The 18806-nt window shown below is 51.8% G+C and carries 19 protein-coding genes and 1 tRNA gene; 5 read left to right on the top strand and 15 right to left on the bottom strand.

Annotation, left to right across the window (positions count from 1 at the left end; all coding sequences use genetic code 11):
* Nucleotides 1-942: 942 nt before the first annotated feature.
* The 5 genes from FOA19_RS09155 to rpmH form a co-directional block, all read right to left on the bottom strand.
* Entirely contained in the window at nucleotides 943-1467 is a 525-nt protein-coding gene (locus FOA19_RS09155) for a DUF2480 family protein (protein WP_149090422.1), read from the bottom strand.
* 7 nt (nucleotides 1468-1474) lie between these two features.
* On the bottom strand, nucleotides 1475-2164 hold the full coding sequence (gene tsaB / locus FOA19_RS09150) for a tRNA (adenosine(37)-N6)-threonylcarbamoyltransferase complex dimerization subunit type 1 TsaB (RefSeq protein WP_149090421.1): 690 nt from the start codon (nucleotides 2162-2164) through the stop codon (nucleotides 1475-1477).
* A gap of 110 nt (nucleotides 2165-2274) precedes the next feature.
* Nucleotides 2275-3936, bottom strand: a complete 1662-nt coding sequence (locus tag FOA19_RS09145; protein ID WP_149090420.1) for a S41 family peptidase — start codon at nucleotides 3934-3936, stop codon at nucleotides 2275-2277.
* 34 nt (nucleotides 3937-3970) lie between these two features.
* Nucleotides 3971-4381, bottom strand: coding sequence for a ribonuclease P protein component (gene rnpA / locus FOA19_RS09140; protein ID WP_149090419.1), 411 nt, complete (start codon nucleotides 4379-4381; stop codon nucleotides 3971-3973).
* Nucleotides 4382-4416: 35 nt separating this feature from the next.
* Nucleotides 4417-4575: a 50S ribosomal protein L34 gene (gene rpmH, locus FOA19_RS09135; RefSeq protein WP_071885432.1), complete on the bottom strand. Its 159-nt coding sequence runs from the start codon at nucleotides 4573-4575 to the stop codon at nucleotides 4417-4419.
* 397 nt (nucleotides 4576-4972) lie between these two features.
* Between rpmH and FOA19_RS09130 the strand changes: the two genes are divergently transcribed.
* Both FOA19_RS09130 and FOA19_RS09125 read left to right on the top strand, forming a co-directional pair.
* Nucleotides 4973-6724 carry a M61 family metallopeptidase gene (locus FOA19_RS09130; protein ID WP_149090418.1) on the top strand — a complete coding sequence of 584 codons (1752 nt, stop codon included), beginning with the start codon at nucleotides 4973-4975 and terminating at the stop codon, nucleotides 6722-6724.
* A gap of 120 nt (nucleotides 6725-6844) precedes the next feature.
* Nucleotides 6845-7738 carry a serine hydrolase gene (locus FOA19_RS09125; RefSeq protein ID WP_149090417.1) on the top strand — a complete coding sequence of 298 codons (894 nt, stop codon included), beginning with the start codon at nucleotides 6845-6847 and terminating at the stop codon, nucleotides 7736-7738.
* A gap of 136 nt (nucleotides 7739-7874) precedes the next feature.
* Here the strand turns inward: FOA19_RS09125 and FOA19_RS09120 are convergent, their stop codons facing one another.
* Nucleotides 7875-8156, bottom strand: a complete 282-nt coding sequence (locus tag FOA19_RS09120) for a hypothetical protein (protein ID WP_149090416.1) — start codon at nucleotides 8154-8156, stop codon at nucleotides 7875-7877.
* Between the two features lie 67 nt (nucleotides 8157-8223).
* Complete coding sequence (locus FOA19_RS09115) at nucleotides 8224-8538, bottom strand: hypothetical protein (protein ID WP_149090415.1); 315 nt, start codon at nucleotides 8536-8538, stop codon at nucleotides 8224-8226.
* A 164-nt stretch (nucleotides 8539-8702) separates the two neighbouring features.
* Between FOA19_RS09115 and FOA19_RS09110 the strand changes: the two genes are divergently transcribed.
* Nucleotides 8703-9086 (top strand): STAS/SEC14 domain-containing protein, encoded by a 384-nt coding sequence (locus FOA19_RS09110; protein WP_149090414.1) that lies wholly within the window; start codon nucleotides 8703-8705, stop codon nucleotides 9084-9086.
* Between the two features lie 102 nt (nucleotides 9087-9188).
* Here FOA19_RS09110 and FOA19_RS09105 read toward each other — a convergent pair whose 3' ends face one another.
* The 5 genes from FOA19_RS09105 to FOA19_RS09085 all read right to left on the bottom strand — a co-directional run bounded on the left by FOA19_RS09105 (nucleotide 9189) and on the right by FOA19_RS09085 (nucleotide 12803).
* On the bottom strand, nucleotides 9189-10109 hold the full coding sequence (locus tag FOA19_RS09105) for a PfkB family carbohydrate kinase (protein ID WP_149090413.1): 921 nt from the start codon (nucleotides 10107-10109) through the stop codon (nucleotides 9189-9191).
* Between the two features lie 147 nt (nucleotides 10110-10256).
* Nucleotides 10257-10330, bottom strand: a tRNA-His gene (locus FOA19_RS09100).
* A 180-nt stretch (nucleotides 10331-10510) separates the two neighbouring features.
* On the bottom strand, nucleotides 10511-11014 hold the full coding sequence (locus FOA19_RS09095; RefSeq protein ID WP_149090412.1) for a YfbM family protein: 504 nt from the start codon (nucleotides 11012-11014) through the stop codon (nucleotides 10511-10513).
* A 40-nt stretch (nucleotides 11015-11054) separates the two neighbouring features.
* Nucleotides 11055-11399 carry a DUF7674 family protein gene (locus FOA19_RS09090; protein ID WP_149090411.1) on the bottom strand — a complete coding sequence of 115 codons (345 nt, stop codon included), beginning with the start codon at nucleotides 11397-11399 and terminating at the stop codon, nucleotides 11055-11057.
* A 63-nt stretch (nucleotides 11400-11462) separates the two neighbouring features.
* The gene (locus FOA19_RS09085) at nucleotides 11463-12803 is read right to left on the bottom strand and encodes a dihydroorotase (RefSeq protein ID WP_149090410.1); all 1341 of its coding nucleotides are present in this window, start codon (nucleotides 12801-12803) and stop codon (nucleotides 11463-11465) included.
* A gap of 234 nt (nucleotides 12804-13037) precedes the next feature.
* Here FOA19_RS09085 and FOA19_RS09080 point away from each other — a divergent pair, with 234 nt between their 5' ends.
* Complete coding sequence (locus FOA19_RS09080; protein WP_149090409.1) at nucleotides 13038-14471, top strand: DEAD/DEAH box helicase; 1434 nt, start codon at nucleotides 13038-13040, stop codon at nucleotides 14469-14471.
* 197 nt (nucleotides 14472-14668) lie between these two features.
* Here FOA19_RS09080 and FOA19_RS09075 read toward each other — a convergent pair whose 3' ends face one another.
* From FOA19_RS09075 to FOA19_RS09065, 3 genes are all read right to left on the bottom strand, one after another.
* A complete protein-coding gene (locus tag FOA19_RS09075) occupies nucleotides 14669-15079 on the bottom strand; it encodes a hypothetical protein (protein ID WP_223808798.1) in 411 nt (136 codons plus the stop codon).
* Nucleotides 15080-15283: 204 nt separating this feature from the next.
* Entirely contained in the window at nucleotides 15284-15937 is a 654-nt protein-coding gene (gene upp, locus FOA19_RS09070) for a uracil phosphoribosyltransferase (RefSeq protein WP_149090408.1), read from the bottom strand.
* On the bottom strand, nucleotides 15892-16854 hold the full coding sequence (locus FOA19_RS09065; RefSeq protein ID WP_223808797.1) for a GNAT family N-acetyltransferase: 963 nt from the start codon (nucleotides 16852-16854) through the stop codon (nucleotides 15892-15894). Before FOA19_RS09065 ends, upp begins: the two co-directional genes overlap by 46 nt.
* Nucleotides 16855-17068: 214 nt before the next feature.
* Here FOA19_RS09065 and FOA19_RS09060 point away from each other — a divergent pair, with 214 nt between their 5' ends.
* The gene (locus FOA19_RS09060; RefSeq protein ID WP_149090406.1) at nucleotides 17069-18766 is read left to right on the top strand and encodes a hypothetical protein; all 1698 of its coding nucleotides are present in this window, start codon (nucleotides 17069-17071) and stop codon (nucleotides 18764-18766) included.
* Nucleotides 18767-18806 lie beyond the last annotated feature (40 nt).

Here is an 18806-nt window from a genome sequence, read left to right as displayed (position 1 = left end):
TTTTGTCTGACATCGACCGCCGATACGCTTCACTTCTTCCCTAGACGCTACATAATATATAGTGTCTATGTTTTCTTTTCCTATCTATCCCATTCACTCAAAGAACCTCCCACCGGCCTGTCGCCGGTGACTAGCGAACCGCTCTCCGGTTCGTTTCCCTTCCTTCCGGAAGGGGCTGCAAAGGTAAGCAGAAAAACTGTGTCTGCAAGCCCCCAGGCAACTTTTTTCTCTCTTTTTTTTTCTTCCCGACCCGGATGGTCAGGCGTTTCGTTGTGCTTCGTTTAGGAAGCGGGTGCAAAGGTAAGAACTTTCTCTCTCTTCGCAATACTTTCCAAAACTTTTTTTTCCTTTTCCCTTCCCCCGTTCAGGGAAGAGAAGCTCCGTTTTCCTCAGCCTAAGCCTTCGTTCCGAAGCGGGGTGCAAAGGTAAGAAGAACCTTTCTCTTTGCAAGCACTCAGCCAAAGTTTTTTTTTCGCTTTCTGACTGGCCCGGCCGGCCAGCTGAACCCCCTTTCGGAAGGGAGTGCAAAGGTAAGAAGGTTTTTCCTTTCCGCAATAGCCGCGGAAAACTTTTTTCTCTTCCTTTCGTCTCTACCAGGTTGCCCCGTTCTTGCCCCCCTCCTGCCGAGCGGGCTGCAAAGGTACCAAACCTTTTCGGGGAAACAAGGCCTTTGCTCAAGAGTAGTGTGGACTTAGCCGTTTGGGACCGCAGCCTAAGACATAACCACCCTGAGATGCTGTGAGTTCCAACCTGGATTTTTTTTATCGGTTGCCTTCTGTTGGCAGCTCCCGTCCGGAGCCTTCTACGTAACCGCATCTGGGTGCCCCGAAGTTCCCGGGGGTGGGAAAGATTTTCACTCTGCCTTAATCAGACGGGGCTCCCGACCGGAGCCTCAGGTGAAACCAAGGTTGGGTAGTCGGAAGTTCCGCTTCAGCAATAAATTTATGCTGTAGCCACTTTGTCCTTAGGCTTCTTGTAAATAGGCACGGTAGAGCAAGGCTCACCATACATGATGCTGCTTACTACTGGCAACAACTTCTGCATGATCTCTACATAAGCATAGGTCGGTACTGGAATCTGACCACAGCCTTTAATCACCACTTTAGCCTCCTGATAGTCTTCAGCGTTGATTTTAGCAATAGCATCCTGGAGGAGAGCTTGCTCAAGTGAATCCAGATCGCCAAACACGTATCTGTTTACATAAGGCTGAAGTTTACTTGCTAACAGCATATATGCCCAAGTGGGAACAATAGCATCGGTGGAACAGATGATGGCAACGTTCTTGCCTGTGTATTGGGACCAGTCGTTATCTTTTACAAAAGCACGGAAATCCTTTTCACGTAGCATTAAGCCCATGAACAGGTTATCCTTTATATCATACACCACGCGCTCACCGGGGTGCAGGTATTCTTCCAGGTTTAAAGTGATGAGGCCACTGTTGGCCACTCGGTTTACAAACTCTTCCATCTTTCCTTTATTTCCCTGAGGGTTTTGTGATATATACTTCTTTTAAATAGAATGGCTCATAATAGGCCACATCTTCAAACTGTGCTGCCTGCAATTTTGCAAAGGCTAACTCGCCAATGGCTTTGGCTGTAGGTTTAACATTCTCCAGGTAAAAAGCGTTCGGGTGAGATGCCAGAAGTTCTTTAGCCTTGGCCGCTCCGCTCCCGAAGAAGATTATGGGCTGCTTTTCTAAATCTTCGGCAAAACTAGATGCCTCCAAAATAACTGGCTCTACCGGCAACCGCACTTCTAAGGCATGAGACATAAGACAAGTGTACACCTCAGACCGACGGGCATCTATCATGGGACAGAACAAGTACCGCTCCGCCGCCGGTGTTACGGAGATAATCTGCTGCGCCATTGCCTCTAACGTACTCACCGAGATCAAAGGCTTATCTAGGGAAAAGCACAGACCTTTGGCTGTGCCAGACCCAATGCGCAAGCCTGTATAGGAACCAGGCCCACCTGACACAGCCACCGCAGCCAACTGCTCCAAACCCACCCCGGCATATTCCAGCACCTGCTGCACCATAACCGTAATGTGGGATGAATGAGACTTCTCCATCTGCAGCTCTGCGTAAGACAGCAACTGCCGGTCCTGGTGCAAAGCCACAGAACAAACGGTGGTAGAGGTTTCTAAGGATAAGAGGTACGCCATAGATTGAAAAAGGCTTAACAGCAACTATTCTGCAAAGCTACGCTATTCTAAAACATAAGGGCAACCGTGCTCCGGTTGCCCTTACTATACTATATAGAATAATGCGATCTCTATTTCTTAGTACTGGTGGTGAGCAGGCTCTGGTATTTGCTGGGATTGTTGAGTACCTCCACGGCAGCCACAATGTTTTTGTCATCGTTAAAGGTGGCTTCCACCAAACCTTTCTGCAGGTAATAGCGCGAAACAATTTCCTGCTCCAGCAACTCTAAAATCTCGGCTTTGAAGCGCATCAGGTCATTGCCTTTATTCGTGGCCACCTTCTTCCTGATCTGCTCTATATCGCCTTTCACCTCATCATAGTGTTTATCTTCCTTGGCTTTCTTGATCATGTCGTCCAAAGCTTTTTCTACATCCGTGGAGTAGGTAATGTCTTTTCCGTTCAGGAAGGATACGAATTTCTGGTACTCGGCATCTGACAACCTGAAGTCTTTGGCTGAGGCGATGGTAGGATTGGCAGCCCTGAACCGGGTGGCATAATCAAAGATGTAGTTCTTAGAAACCAGTTTGCGGATGATATCCGGCACCGGTTGTTCTTTCACTTCCACATCGGGGCTGATGCCACCACCGTCATACACCACGCGGCCACTCGAGGTTTTAAATGCCACGCGAAGCGAATCCGGGGTTTTGTGCAGCGAGCCATCAGCAGCGCGGTGGGCATAGTCAATGGCTTGGATACAGCGGCCGCTAGGGATGTAGTATTTGGCGGTAGTTACTTTCAACTGTGAGTTATAGGAAAGCGGACGCGTCATCTGCACCAATCCTTTCCCGAAGGTTCTTTCGCCTACCAGCACCGCGCGGTCGTAATCCTGCAGGGCGCCGGCCACAATCTCAGCCGCCGAGGCGCTGTTGCTACTGGTCAACACCACCAAGGGCATCTGCACATCCAGCGGCTCATCCAAGGCTTTGTACATTTTGTTCCAGTCGGCCACCTTGCTTTTGGTGCTCACAATGTCCTTGCCGCGGGGCAGGAACAGATTGGAGATATTCACCGATTCGTTCAGCAAGCCGCCTGGGTTGTCGCGCAGGTCCAAAATTACCTTCTTGGCGCCTTGCTCCTTCAGCTTCACCACCGCATTGTGCACCTCGCGGCCCGCGTCAACGGTAAAGCCAGATAGTTGCAGATAGCCAATTTCTGGGGTGACCATACCATAATAAGGCACGTTGTTGATCTGGATGTTGGCACGGGTAAGGTCAACCACCATGGGCTTCTCGGCCCCAAAGCGTTTGATCTCCAACTTCACAATGGTACCCGCCTGGCCTTTGAGCAGTTTGCTTACCTCATTGTCAGTTTTCTTGGAAAGGTCAATGCCGTCAATCTTCAGGATCTCATCGCCAATAATAAGGCCGGCTTTCTGGGCCGGAGATCCCTCGTGTGGCAAGGAGACAATGATACGGCCATCGCGCTTGCCCACCAACGCCCCAATGCCGCCGTATTGGCCGGTGGTCATGGTGCGGAAATCCTCTATATCGTCTTCCGGAATATAGTTGGTGTAAGGGTCCAGCGACTTAAGCATGGCGTCAATGCCGGTACGCACCAGTTTGGAGGGCGCCACCTCGTCTACATAGTAGGTGTTCACCTCTTTGAAAAGCGTGGCAAAGATGTCAAGGTTTTTAGCGATATCGAAATAGCGTTCAGAGCCTTCGCCTTTGAAAGCAAAAAGGCCGTACGCAGTGCCCGCCACCAGAAGGCCGGCAAAAGTTTTCTTCAACATATCTGCAGCAGTAAAAAACAGGAAAAAAGGAAGACTATTTAGTAAGCAAACGCTCCAATCCTAAATTTAGTTTTTTGCTGATAACATTGAAAGGACTTTTTTCTTTCCCTATGTAAAGGATGCCGATGCACCACGTGCCGCCCTCCGGATTTGCCTTGGAAAGGGTGTGTTTGTGCAGCCGATAGGCTTCCCGCATTTGCCGCTTGATGCGGTTGCGGTCCACGGCTTTTTTAAAACTCCGCTTAGACACCGACACCAGCACCTGAACGGGGAGTTCAGCGGAGCCGGGCACCTGTAGCGCCACGAAACGGAGCGGGTAGGAATTAAAAGAAGAACCTTCACGGAAAAGCTGTTCAATCAGCTTCTTGCTCCGTAAACGTTCTTCTTTCGGAAATCTATAAGAAAGCGGTTGCTCTTCTGCAGAATGTTCAGTGAAGGTACCCATTCGCAAGGCGCCTTGCAGCGAGCTACTCAGAAAAATTAGGCTTTGTGTCTTCTTTCGTCAGAAACGGTCAGTTTGTGACGGCCTTTAGCTCTTCTGCTAGCCAATACTCTTCTACCATTTGCAGTCTCCATTCTAGAGCGGAAACCATGCTTATTTCTTCTTTTGCGTTGCGAAGGTTGGAATGTTCTTTTCATCTTACACTAAACATTATATTAAGGGATGCAAAATTAGGAAATCAATTCTGATAAATCAAACTCCTTTGCACATTTTAATTTGACTAATTGCACGTTACCCTCCTCTTCTGAAAGCCTTGCTGCACCAGCAAACCCCAGAAAAGCCGTTTCAAGGCCCATTTTCATAAATCAGCCCCCAGACCCGCAGGGAAGAGTAAGACCGTTAACGCCAGCGCCATACGGCCACTACCAGCGCTCAGGACTACAAAGATAGCTGACCCAAGTCTTAGCACAAAAAATTCCCCTGACCGGAGAGAGCTGCTTTTGCGTACATCCTTTTTGGCTTGTTTTGCTGAAATGAGGCCGAAAACGCTCTACCTTCGCTAGCCAAGAAGAAACCACCTAAGAACCATACGCAGTGCCGCACTACCACCTCTCCTCCCAGAACCCGCTCTCCGGTTTTCTGCAGATCCGGACGTCTATTGAGAACATCGCCACGCCAGAACTATACCTGCAGCTGCCCGCCTGGCGGCCCGGCCGGTATGAGCTGCAGAACTTCGCACAGAAGCTGCAGGCCTTTGAAGTACTGGCTCCAAATGGCTCTCCTCTGCCCTTCCGGAAAGAAACCAAAGACCGCTGGCGAGTAGAAACCCAAGGGCATCAGGCTCTGGAGGTACGCTACAACTTCTTCGCCCGCCAGATGGATGCCGGCGGCTCCTGGCTGGCAGAGGATTTCCTGTACGTGAACCCCGTAAACTGCCTGCTTACCGCCGAAGGTCAGGAACAGGAACTCTGCACCTTGTCGCTGGACATCCCCGATGACTGGCAGATTGCCTGCGGACTCCCTGTTTCAGCCCCACGCACGCTGGAGGCGCAGAACTTTGACCACTTGGTAGATTCGCCGTTCATCGCCAGCGCTACGCTGCAGCACCAGGTCTATGAAGAAAGAGGCATCCCGTTCCACGTGTGGTTCCAGGGCGATTGCACACCAGACTGGAAACAGATCCTGCCGCACTTCCAGGCATTTACTAAAGAGCAACTGGAGCTGTTCGGGGACTTTCCGGTGAAGGACTACCACTTCCTCAACCTTATTCTGCCTTTCCAGCATTACCACGGGGTGGAACACCTCAATTCCACGGTGATCACGCTGGGCCCCTCGGAAGCTTTAATGACGCCGGCGCTCTATAAAGAACTGCTGGGCGTGAGCTGCCACGAGCTGTTTCACACGTGGAACATCAAGCAAATCCGGCCGAAGGAGATGCTTCCCTATGATTTCACGCGCGAGAACTACTTTAGAACGGGTTACGTGGCCGAGGGCGTCACCACTTATTATGGCGATTACCTGCTGGCTCGCAGCGGCGTGTTTACTTCTGAGCAGTACTTCCAGGAGCTGAACACCGTTCTCAAGCGCCACACCGTAGACCAAGGCGAACTGAACCTTTCCGTTGCCGATTCTTCTTTTGACACCTGGCTGGACGGCTACAAACCCGGCATTCCAGACCGCAAGGTGAGCATCTACCACAAAGGTTGTATTGCGGCGCTGGTGCTGGACCTGGAGATAAGACGGGCTACCCAGAATGCCCGCTCCCTGGACGAGGTTATGCGCCGGATGTGGCTGGAGTTCGGCAAGCCCGGCATCGGCTACGCCGAAGAAGATTACCAGCGGCTGGCGGAGGAAGTGGCTGGCATATCACTGGAGAAGTACTTCCAGGAAATGGTTTTTGGGACGGTGCCTTTTGAGACCTGCCTGGCGCCGGCGCTGGCATACGTGGGCTGCCTGCTGGAGAAAGAACCTGCCGTATTGCCCCATGAAAGCTTGTACGGTTTCAGGCTGAACGCTGCCCTCCCGGCTGTCTCTGTGGTGGGTTACGTGGCGCCCAACTCGCCGGCGGCCTGGGTGCTTGCCATAGACGATGAATTGATTGCCGTTAACGGTCGCAAATTGGAGAACAGCAACCTGGCAAATTTAGTGAAAGGCCAACCCGAGATAGAAATCACCTTGTTCCGGCAAAAAAGGCTGAAAACGGTAATACTGAAGCCAGACGGTACAGTGCACCTGCCGCAGTACTGCGTGAAAAAGAACCCAGCCGCTACCGCCGAGCAGCAGGCCAATTTTAAAGCCTGGCTCAAGCAGGACTTCAAGGATACAGCAAAGGCAACCAAAGGGTAAAGTATGCTTTCAGGGGCTCTTTTGAAAAAACAGGCTTTAAACGCTTAAGCAGGGCTGGGGAATATCTCCGGGAAAATTGAAGGCGCTTTCTTACATTGAAGAGGTAAAAACAAGAAGTCTATGCGCATTCCCCTTTCCCTGCTGGCTTTGGCGTTCCTGGCGCTGGGCTGCACGGCTATGAAACAAAATAAAAATATGCTGCGGTTAAGAGAAGAAGTCCTGGCGGAATTGGGGAAGCAGAAAGGCACCTTCGCGGTGGCCTTCAAAGACCTGAAAACCGGCGAAGAACTCCTGATCAACGAGCACGAGAGTTTTCACGCGGCCAGCACCATGAAAACACCGGTGCTCATAGAAGCCTACAAACAAGCCGCCGAGGGCAGATTCTCCATCACAGATTCTATTCTGGTCAAGAACGAGTTCAAGAGCATTGTAGACGGTAGTCCGTTCAGTATTGCGCCGGAAGATGACAGCGAACAGGAACTCTATACCCAACTGGGGCAGAAGCGGCCTTTGGCCGAGCTGCTGTACAAGATGATCATCCAGAGCAGCAACCTGGCCACCAACATCGTGATTGAGCAACTAGATGCGAAGAAGGTGACCCAGACCATGCGCGAGCTTGGCGCCAGGGATTTGCAGGTGCTGCGTGGTGTGGAAGATACCAAGGCATACCGCCAGGGCCTGAACAACACCACTACCGCCTATGACCTGATGGTGCTCTTCCAGTTGATGGCCCAGGGAAAAACCGTAAGCCCGGCAGCCTCTAAGGAAATGATCAAGGTGCTGCTGGACCAGAAATTCAAAGACGTGATTCCGGCCAAACTGCCCCAGGAAGTGAAAGTAGCCCATAAAACTGGCTGGATTACCGGTGTTCGGCATGACTCAGGCATTGTTTTCCTGCCCGATGGCCGCCAGTATGTGCTGGTGCTGCTTTCTAAAGGCTTGGTAGATGAGAAAGCAGGCATCCAGGCCATGGCCAACGTCTCAGAGATGATTTACCGGCACATGGTCAGGTAGTCCAGAGTTCTGAGTCTTGAGTTCTGAGTTTGGGCAACTTACTCCAGCGTCAGCCTTGCATCAGGAACAGAAAAAATGGGAGTCTGCTCTTTTGAAGAACGGCCTCCCATTTTCTTTACCTTATTGGCGGGGTATCTTATTTACCGCGGTCTACCTGGTTGTCACTTGGGTTGCTACGCGGACGGTCGCCGCCATCGCCGTAAGAGGCATTCACGCCTTCGCGGTTGTTGTTACCGGATCTGGATACGGCCCGCTCGTCCTGGATGGTGGTGCCACCGCTTTTAGAGCTGTGGTAACTACTTTCCGGGGTTTGCGGCGTTTGGTCATCCGGGGTCAGGTGGTTTTTGTCAGTGTTATCAATAAATCCACCCTTCTTGTTATCCTTTTCTCCGCTGTGATTTTTCTTATTGCTGCTCATAAAATCCTCCGTTTGGTTAAGTAATACCTTCCTATACGAGCAGGTTTGGCAAAAGTATATCACTTTATCAGCTAAAAGCTAGGACCAAGAGCAGCAATAAGGTGGGCAAAGACAGGTAGAACCAAAAGAGCACATGCCGACGGTAACTGCGGGGCACCTGCGAGCTGGCCAGCAACAGCGCTCCCACCACCACGCCCATATACACGAGGATAAAGGTCATGACCTTGTTCCAGTTGCGGACAATGGAGCCGCCCTGCTCCTCTACCTCGGGGTCTGTGGGCACGAGCCAGGTGACCAGCCCATAATAGACCATTACCTCCAAGGCCAGGAATACCACCGCCCCAACAAACACAGCTAGTGCGGCATTCTGATTTTTTTGCATATTTGTCCAGCTATATGCCACTTCAAGGAAGAACTGGCAGAGATTCCGGGGGCTTCCCTCGGTTTTGGGGCTAATTTCGTAAAATCTGCCGCAAACCGTGGCAAGAATTAGTGAGCCTCGCACGTTCTACCCATGACGTTATTTTGAGGGCTTTGAGACTAGAGATGAGCACAAATCAAGTAGATACTAGCTTACAGGCGGTGGTGGCGACCTATAACGGATTCCTGAAACACCCAGAGTTCAGGGAGATTGCCGAGGCCAGCTTACATTTGATCAAACAGAGCGGTTACTCCAAGATTCTGGTAGACACGCGGCAAACCAGGGTTATCCAGAAGGAGAGCCAGCAGTGGATAGACCGCGAATGGTTTCCCAGGGCCATACGGGCCGGCGTAACGCACATGGCGTTTCTCACCCCAGATGATTTCTTCGGGAAGATGAGCGTGGAGGCCACAAACAAGCAAGCCGTGCAGGTGGGGCAGATAGACATCCAATACTTTACTTCTATCAACGCGGCCAAAAAATGGCTTCTGTCAAAGAATGGACATTGACCACCTTTGGTAGAAAAAAAGCGAGGGGCTATTGATCTTGTCAATAGCCCCTCGCTTTTTTTTGTTTAAGGCCCGTTTTCAGAAAACAAGCCTCAAAACGGTTTAGGCCTGCGGCTGGAAATTCACCAGTTTCACAAACTCCAGCACACGCTGCACCACTTCATCGGGTTGCAAATCTACCAAGCGCTCGGTTCCGAACTGCTCTACGCAGAAAGAAGCCATGGCCGAGCCGTGGATCACCGCGCGTTTCATGTTGTCAAAGCTGATATCATCGGTAGAAGCCAGATACCCGATGAAACCGCCCGCAAACGTATCGCCGGCGCCGGTTGGGTCAAACACTTCCTCCAGCGGCAAGGCCGGCGCGAAGAACACTTCCTCCTCGTGGAACAACAGAGCGCCGTGCTCGCCTTTCTTGATGATAAGGTATTTCGGGCCCATGCCCATGATCTTTTTGGCCGCTTTCACCAAAGAGTACTCACCGCTCAGCTGGCGGGCTTCCTCGTCGTTGATGCTGAGCACGTCCACCATGCCGATGGTCTGGATCAGATCCTCCAGCGCGATGTCCATCCAGAAGTTCATGGTGTCCATCACAATCAGTTTGGGACGGTTGTTCAGGCGCTCAATCACCTGCCGCTGCACCTGCGGAGCCAGGTTGCCCAGCATCAGGTATTTGCAGTCCTGGTAGCTCTCCGGGATCACCGGATCGAAATCGCCCAGCACGTTCAGCTCCGTTACCAGCGTCTCGCGGCTGTTCATGTCATTGAAGTACCGGCCCGACCAGAAGAACGACTTCTCATTCTCTTTGATCTGCAGACCATCCACGTTGATGCCCTTGCTCTGCATCATCTCAATGTCTGATTTCAGGAAATCGCCCCCTACCACAGACACCAAGTTCACCGGTTGCACAAAATTGGCCGCCGACAATGAAATGAAAGTTCCGGCTCCGCCGATGATCTTGTCCCGTTTCCCGAACGGGGTTTCCAGCGCATCAAACGCCACCGACCCGATTACTAATAGACTCATGTGTTTTCTTTTACAATTCTTCAGGTAACAGAAGTGGTTTGCTCAGCGCCGCACCTCCGCACAATAGTAACAGTTCTTCGTTTAGAGGCTCCTTTTTAAAAAACGGCCCGAAAACAAAAAAGCCCCTGATCTCTCAGGAGCTTTTTGGGTGATCGATGGGGTTCGAACCCACGACTTCCAGAATCACAATCTGGTGCTCTAACCAGCTGAACTACGACCACCGTGTAATTTGAGAACAAAAGTAGGGGCTTTCTCTATTCAACGCAAGCTTTGGCAGCAATTTTTTGCTTTTTTTTCCTAACAGTCTTCTTAGACGTAAGAAAGCAAATTGATAATGAGGCAGATATAAAGATGCAAAAACCAAATAAATCAATCCCTCCAATCAACTAAGCAGAGCATTCTCAATTTAAAAAAGAAATAACAGCATTTTGCTCCTTTTCAGCAATGGCATAGAACTCTTTAAGCTGCTTGAAATTCTCTTGCAAATACTCAAAAGCTTCTTCCTGATCCCAGATTTGGGGGTAAACGCCCGCCTCCATCATTGCTTTGCTGTTATACCTTTCGTGCAAGGTATCTTCTGAAATAGTAGCTAACGCCAAATTCAGTACTTTGACTTGTTCTGGAGTTCTGTAAGTTGCTGGCCCGTACCCCATGTCTTGCTCTTCATCAATCATCTGCTCGCCAAAAATAGCCCAAGACAAGGGTGGCTTAACTTCTTCCATATCATTAATACCAAATCCTGTTAATAAATAAAAGATTCCTTCCCAAGATTTATCAAGGTCTAGAAGGTACTCAGAACTGATCTGGTCTTCAGAGTATACTTTGTCTTCCAATATGGAAGAATTCCTTAAAATCTCCTCAAGTTCTTCTGGTGAAACTCTGTAGAGGTTTCCTATCATTCCCATTATTACTGTTGCTATAGATTTGTAATAGATTATCTAATATTTAGTTGGGCTCTCTGTATCCATTCAAATTCAATTTATAAGCATAGGTCGTTTCTGGCCCCATAAGGGACTTGATTTTATCTCTAACTTCCTTCTCTTTAGTTTCCAATATAGAGACTGTAAAATCAGTTCCCAGGTACGCCTGGACGGCAAAGCTTCCGTTTATAAAAGCAGACTCCATGTAATCCATAAGCCTTTTTACATTAACGTAATCCCCCTTTTTGGCCCAGTTGACCATTTCCCTAGCAATATCAGACAAGATGATAGAATGGAATGCTGGTTCCTTCTTCCAGTCGTATTTGCTCCATACTGGAAGTTGTTCAATCTGCGGGAACTCCGTTTTCAAAGTATTGTAGAGTGTATGAAATGACCATTTTGTGGACTTCCTCATTAGCTCAATTCCTGCCGACTACCGGCTAAACAGCACCCGTTCACCTTTCTTACTTTCGTCAAACTGCCCGTTTTGGTAAGCCAAGTGCCCAGACACGATGGTATGCGTCACCACACCCGGTAACGTCTGACCTTCCAGCGGAGACCAACCGCACTTATAAAAGGTGTTTTCTTTAGTAACTGTTTGGCTTTGCGCTAAGTCAACCAGCACCAGATCGGCCCAGTAGCCTTCCCGGATGAACCCGCGCTTCTCTACCTGGAAACAGATGGCCGGGGCATGGCACATTTTCTCCACTACTCTTTCAAGTGAAATCTTGCCCTGTTGGTAGAATGCCAGCATTACCTGCAAGGAGTGTTGCACCAGCGGCAAACCAGACGGTGCTCCTTTATAGGTAGGGGATTGCTTTTCTTCCCAGGTGTGCGGCGCGTGGTCCGTCGCGATAATGTCTAAGTGGTTATCCAGTAAACCTTGGAACAAGGCTTCTTTGTGGCGGGCCTCTTTGATTGCCGGGTTACACTTGATCTGGGCACCCAGGGTTTCGTACTGCGCGGCGTCAAACCAAAGGTGGTGCACGCAGACCTCGGCAGTGATGCGCTTCTGCTCCAGCGGTACGTCATTGGCGAACAAAGCTAATTCCTCTTCGGTGCTGATGTGCAGGATGTGCAGACGGGTATTATGCTTCTTAGCCAATTCCACCGCCATGCTGGAGGATTTATGACAGGCCTCCACGTTCCTGATCACCGGGTGCGCGCCCATCGGGATGTTCTCCTCGCCGTACTGCTCCGTAGCCTGCTGCATGTTGGCCCTGATGGTGGCTTCATCCTCGCAGTGCGTGGCAATGAGCATGGGTGACTGTCTGAAGATCTCTTCCAGCGTGTGCACGTTATCCACCAGCATGTTGCCGGTGCTGGAGCCCATGAACAACTTAATGCCGCAAACGCTCCGCGGATCGGTCTTCAGGATTTCCTCCAGATTGTCATTGGTGCCGCCCATGAAGAACGAGTAGTTGGCCAGCGATTTCTCCGCCGCCGTATCATATTTCTGCTGTAGCAACTCCTGCGTGGTGGCGTTGGGCACCGTGTTGGGCATCTCCATGAAGGTGGTCACGCCACCGGCCACCGCTGCTCTGGGCTCAGAGTACAGATCGGCTTTGTAGGTGAGGCCGGGATCCCGGAAATGGACCTGGTCGTCAATGATGCCGGGCAGCAGGTACTGGCCTTGGGCGTCTATCACGGTATCGGCGGGGGCATTCAGGTTCTGCCCAATGGTATGGATGTAACCGTCTTTCACCAGCACATCGGCCTGTTGGATCTGGCCTTCGTTGACTAGCTGGGCGTTCTTGATCAGGATGCTCTTCATGATGCTAAGATAAAGGCACCTGCCGTAAGTCATGCGTTTTTAAAGTCGATTTTCTAAAAACAGGCCGAAAAGATAAGAGCCAGACGATCGCCACTGCGAACTCGATTGCGCCAGCGAGAACCTACAGGATCAGCCACTTCCTAAATCACCGGAAATCCTTTATTCTGTAACCGCACAGTTTCCCAAAATTGGCCAGGAAACGTAATCTAAAACAGAACCCGTACCTTTGCACCGATGATAGAAGAAGAAAACGACAATCTTGCCCCCGAGCAGGATGAGCCTATAACCCCAGAGGACACCCAGGAAACCGCACAGGAAGAAGAGCAGCCTAGTTTTGAGGATTTCAAGCTGAACCGTCAGTTATTGAATGCCATCTCTGAGTTGGGTTACCAGAAACCTACGCCGGTGCAGATGCAAACCATTCCGCTGGCTATGGCCGGACATGATGTGATGGGCATCGCGCAGACGGGTACGGGCAAGACGGCCGCCTACGTGTTGCCGCTGCTCATGAAAGTGAAATATGCCCAAGGCAAACATCCGCGCGCGCTTATCTTGGCGCCTACCCGCGAGCTGGTAATGCAGATTGAGGAGAATATCCAGAAGTTCAGCGCTTACCTTGATGTCCGCACGGTGGGCATTTTCGGCGGCGTGGGGCCTAAAACCCAGATTGAGCGCATCCAGGCCGGAATTGACATCTTAGTAGCCACGCCCGGCCGCCTCATGGACATTTACCGCAAAGGCGAGCTGCACCTGAAAGAACTTAAGACGCTGGTGCTGGACGAGGCCGACAAGATGATGGACATGGGCTTCATGCCGCAAATCCGCCAGATTCTGGAGATTATCCCGCGCAAGCGGCAGAACCTGCTGTTCTCGGCCACCATGCACGAGCGGGTGCACATCCTGTCTGAGGAGTTCCTGGAATTCCCGATGATAGTGGAAGTGACGCCGCAGGCCACGCCGGTGGAGACCGTGAGCCAGAAACTGTACCGCGTGCCCAACCTCCGCACCAAGATCGCGCTGCTGGAGCACCTCTTCCAGGACAAAGAAACCTTTAACCGGGTCATGATCTTCACCCGCAGCAAAACCAACGCCGACAACGTGAGCTCCTTCCTGGACCGCAAAGGCGAAGGCGGCGTGCGCGTGGTACACGGCAACAAAGGCCAGAATACCCGCATCAACGCCGTAGAAGCATTCAGGGAGGGCGAAGTGCGCTACCTGGTAGCCACCGACGTAGCCGCCCGCGGTATTGACATCAACGATGTGAGCCACGTGATCAACTTCGATGTGCCCATTATCTACGAGGACTACGTGCACAGAATAGGCCGTACGGGCCGCGCCGAGCAGACCGGGGCATCCATCATTTTCGCCAACGAGGCCGAGATGCACCACATTGACCGGATTGAGAAGCTCATCAAGATGCAAATCCCGGAGGCGCCCATTCCTGCGGAAGTGCGGGTGTACGAGACGCCGTTTGAGGAGCAGCAGCTCATTGACCGCGAACTAGACAACCAGCGCCGCCGCGAGGACCCCAACTTCAAAGGCGCATTCCACGAGAAAAAAGCCCGCCCGAAAGAGAACATCGGCAAAGGCGCCAAAGTGAGAGACGCCAAGAAAGCCGGCTGGAAGAAAACCAAATCAGGCGGAGCCAGCAAGCGCAAAAGCCGGTAATTGATTGTTGATTGTTCATTGTTGATTGCTTTCCCTGAAAAGAGATTTTGTTTTAAGCCCGATTTTTGAGGAAGCACCTAAAAACAGAAGAGCCGCGTGAGTATATCACGCGGCTCTTCTGTTTTATGCCTGTTTTAACGAAAACTGCCTTAAAGCACCTTCCTTCTTTATAACAATCAGCAATGAACAACCAGCAATTACCTAAGGAACTGCAAAAAAGGCAGGTGGCTCAGCTCAAACAAAGTCAAGGTTACGGTGAAGCCCCAGAAAACGGCGCTCCAGAGCATGTGCAGCATGATACGGCTTTTGGAGACCCCCAGAACAGTAGCCAGCACGGTGCCCACAATGGGCGTAAATAAGATAGGGGTTAGAAAGGCGATGCCAGACATCCCAAACTTTTGCCATACCGAAACAATCCGCCGGTTCTTTTTGCTGAACTTAGGCTTGTTCTTGGTTCGTTGCCGGGCCACATACCGGTCATGCACCGCAGTCCCGATGAGTGAGAACAGACAAACGCTGGTCATCATGCCGGCTATAGTCAACCCCAGGGTAGCCCAGAAAGACACCCCCATGGTAAAACCAACCAAAGGACCTCCAAAGAACTTCACAGAACTTAAAAGATAGACAGAAATATATTTTAGAACTGCAGCAACCATACAGCCTTACCTTGAAACATGAAACCCAACAATAGTATTTACCTAATCCGCAGAAACATTGACCTAAGAAGAACCAAAGGTCAGGGGGATTTAAAGATACAACTATAGTTAACCAACACAGTCATAAATCTTTAGTTTAAAATTATTTTTATTCTGTCAGCTCTTAGAGCCGAAGGCCAGGTCACCGGCATCGCCTAGGCCCGGCACTATATAAGAATGCTCGTTCAGGCGCTCATCTACGGCTCCTATCCATAACTCTGCCTCGGGAATCTGTTCCTGTACGTGCGCTACCCCCTCGGGGCTGGCGATGATGGCAGAAATAATGATCCGCTTGGGTTTGCCAAAACGCAGCATGTCATTATACGTGAGCACCAGAGATTTTCCGGTGGCCAGCATAGGGTCTACCAGAATCAGGATCTTCTCCTCCAGGTTCGGCGTAGCCATGTAATCTAAGTGTACAGACAGCTGACGCCCCCCTTCTACCCTATAGGCCCCCACAAAAGCGCTGGTAGAATGGTCAAAATAGTTGAGGAAGCCCTGGTGGAACGGCAAACCGGCCCGCAGCACCGTGGCCAGCACAGGAAACTCGGTGAGCAGCGTCTGGGGCGTCTGGGCCAGCGGCGTCTGGATGGTCTTATCAGCGTACTCCAGAGTCTCGGAGATTTTGAAGGCCATTACCTCGCCCAGGCGCTCCAGGTTCCGGCGGAACCGCAAACTGTCTTTCTGCACCGCCACATCGCGCAACTCAGAGATAAAATGATTGGCTAACGAAGGTGTCTGGCTAAGAATCTGAAGACGTTTGGAGTCCATGATAAGACGGATGGATTAGGTTGTAGGCTTAAAGATACGTACGAGACGGGCTGCGCGCCAAAACCGGCGTAAAATTTCGCCACCCCCGGCACCTCGCTGCCTTCAAAGTCAAAGGTCTTCCCAGAACCTGCCTCTTGCTGAAGGAGCTGGTCCAGCAGAAAAGCCATGGCGTTGTGCGTTCTCCCTTCTGCGGAGCTGGCCCCGAACAAAAAGGTGGTTCTCTGTGCAGTACGCAAGATGAACGCCGCCGCGAGCAACTTATTTTGCCGGTGCACCTCCCACACCTCTCCCACGCCGTGCTGTTTGGCCTGCGCGTAGAGAACTGCCAGCTTTTGGTAATGCCGGGGCCGCAGCTCCGGCAACTCCTTGCCTTTGGTGTTTTGGAACAGTTCCAGCAGCGGCTGGATGGACTCTGTGGGGACCAAGGTCAGTTGCTCCTGGCTTGTCTTCTTCAGGTTCCGGCGCAGGTTGATGGCGTAGTTCTCCCTTATTTCTGCGTAAACGGGCGCTAAACGCAGTTCATAGTTGGGCCGCCGGCGCCAGGTCCAGGGCTCCGTCAGGTTTAAAGCAGCTTCTTCCGGCCACGGCATCTGGTACTGCACCTGCCCGAACAAACTGGCCGCTAAACTTAGATATTCTTCTGCGGAGGTATGCTGGCTGCCCGCTGTTACTACCAAGCCTAACTGTTGCGTGAACAGTGGCTGGTACACTTTCTTCGTTCCTAAGAATCTTCTAACAGGCAATGGAAACACAGACACGTAGGCATCGGCCTGGATCTCCACCAAGGCCTCCCACTCACCGCTGCACACCACCTCCAGGTACCAGGCCTGCAGGTACACCAAAGACTCCCCGGCGTTTTGGAGGCAAGTCTCCCAACGGGCAAAATCTATCTCGTGGTGGCGCAGCAGCTGGATCATGTGACCGGCAAGATACTGTTTTCGGCGCACTCGGGTAATCCTTCGGCAAGATTGAGGCCGCTGCACGGAGGTGTTTGAAGGCGGTTTTAGAAAAATCGGCAGAAAAACGGGTGCTTGTGCGTTCTTCCACTGGGCGCTGCCAGGCAACCTGAGGCGGCCCGGAAGAGTACACGCTCAAAATTCCCTTATCTTTAGGGATCCACAATTCTAGTCTATGAGAAAAACTTACCGTCTGCTGTTGGGCTTCCTCTTTTTGGCAGGTTCAGCATCGGCGCAGGATGCCACTGTGCCGCTTAACCCGGATGTGTACCGGGTCATTGACCGCTACCATATCAAGCACAACACCGAGAACCTGCATACTTCCTTTAAACCTTATGGTCGCGCCCGCGTGGCTGCCCTGGGCGAGGAAGCCCGCCAGGAGACCAACTACTCCGGTTCCCGCACCGATGAGTACAACGTCAACTACCTCCTCAACGATAACTGGAACTACACCCGCTACGCCCGCGACAACGAAAGCCAGCGGTCTTTAGGCCCGTTTTTCAGAAACAAGACCGATCTCTACCACTACGAAAGCCCCGAGTTCTCCCTGCGCGTGAACCCGGTCATCGGGCTACAGGCCGGCAAAGACACCGAGACCGACGGCCTGCGCTACATCAACACCCGCGGCTTGCAGATAGAAGGCTCTATAGACGAAAAGCTGGGTTTCTACACGTTCCTGGCCGATAACCAGGTGAAGCTGCCCGGCTACGTGAATGAGCGCGTGACCCGCGACAACATTGTGCCGCATGAGGCCTACTGGAAACCCTTCGGGAAGAGCGGCGGTTATGACTTTTTCTCAGCGAGAGGCTATATCAATTACGCGGCGACCAAGCACATCAGCGTGATGCTTGGCCATGATCGCAATTTCATAGGCAACGGCTATCGCTCCATGATCCTGTCAGACTACGCGGCGCCTTACTTTTTCTTGAAACTGCAGACCCAGGTCTGGAAGCTGCAGTACACCAACCTCTACGCCGAGCTCACCCAGGACTTCAAATTCGCAGATCAGCTGTACGACAAGAAGTACATGACGCTGCACCACCTCAGCTTGAACATTCTGCCTAACCTGAACGTGGGCGTGTTTGAGTCGGTGATCTTTGGCCGCGACCACGGCCGATTTGAGTTGCAGTACCTCAACCCTATCATCTTCTACCGCAGCGTGGAGCAGGGCCTGGGCTCAGAAGACAATGCCTTGCTGGGATTTGACTTCAAATGGAACATCTACAACCGCGTGCAGCTTTACGGCCAGGCCGTGCTGGATGAATTCCTGATCAGTGAGTTGCGCGCGGGCAACGGCTGGTGGGGAAATAAATTCGCGCTGCAGGGCGGAGCCAAGTACATTGATGCCTTCGGGGTGCCTAACCTGGACCTGCAGGGCGAGCTGAACCTGGCCCGGCCGTTCACCTACCAGCACGAAGACCCTTCCAAGAACTACCAGCATTATCTGCAGCCTTTGGCACATCCCATGGGCGCGAACCTGGCCGAGGCCGTGGCCATTGTGCGCTACCAGCCCATCCCTAAGTTAACCCTTACCGCCAAAGCCATTGCCACGCGCTACGGGCAGGACCCGGAGCCAACCGTAGATCCTTTGAACCCCGAGGGCGGCACCACGGTGTACAACTACGGCGGCAACGTGCTTAAATCTTACAACCTGCGCCAGGGCGATTACGGCTATGAGATTGGCAGCGGCATCACCACCGACCAAATCTATGGCGAGGCGACCGCTTCTTTCCAATTGCGCTACAACATGTTCCTGGACCTGACCCAGGTAGTGCGCCGCGCCGATGCGGAGGTCGATAGCTATGACCGGAAAAACGCTTTCACGGCCGTCTCTTTCCGGTGGAACATCCCGCAACGCACCCATGAGTTTTAGGGGCTTTTTTCTAAAAATCCCTCTAAAACAAAGCAGCGCC

This window comes from Rufibacter hautae (genome assembly GCF_008271695.1).
Taxonomy (GTDB): Bacteria; Bacteroidota; Bacteroidia; order Cytophagales; family Hymenobacteraceae; genus Nibribacter; species Nibribacter hautae.
This window is presented reverse-complemented; position numbering and strand designations above follow the sequence as displayed.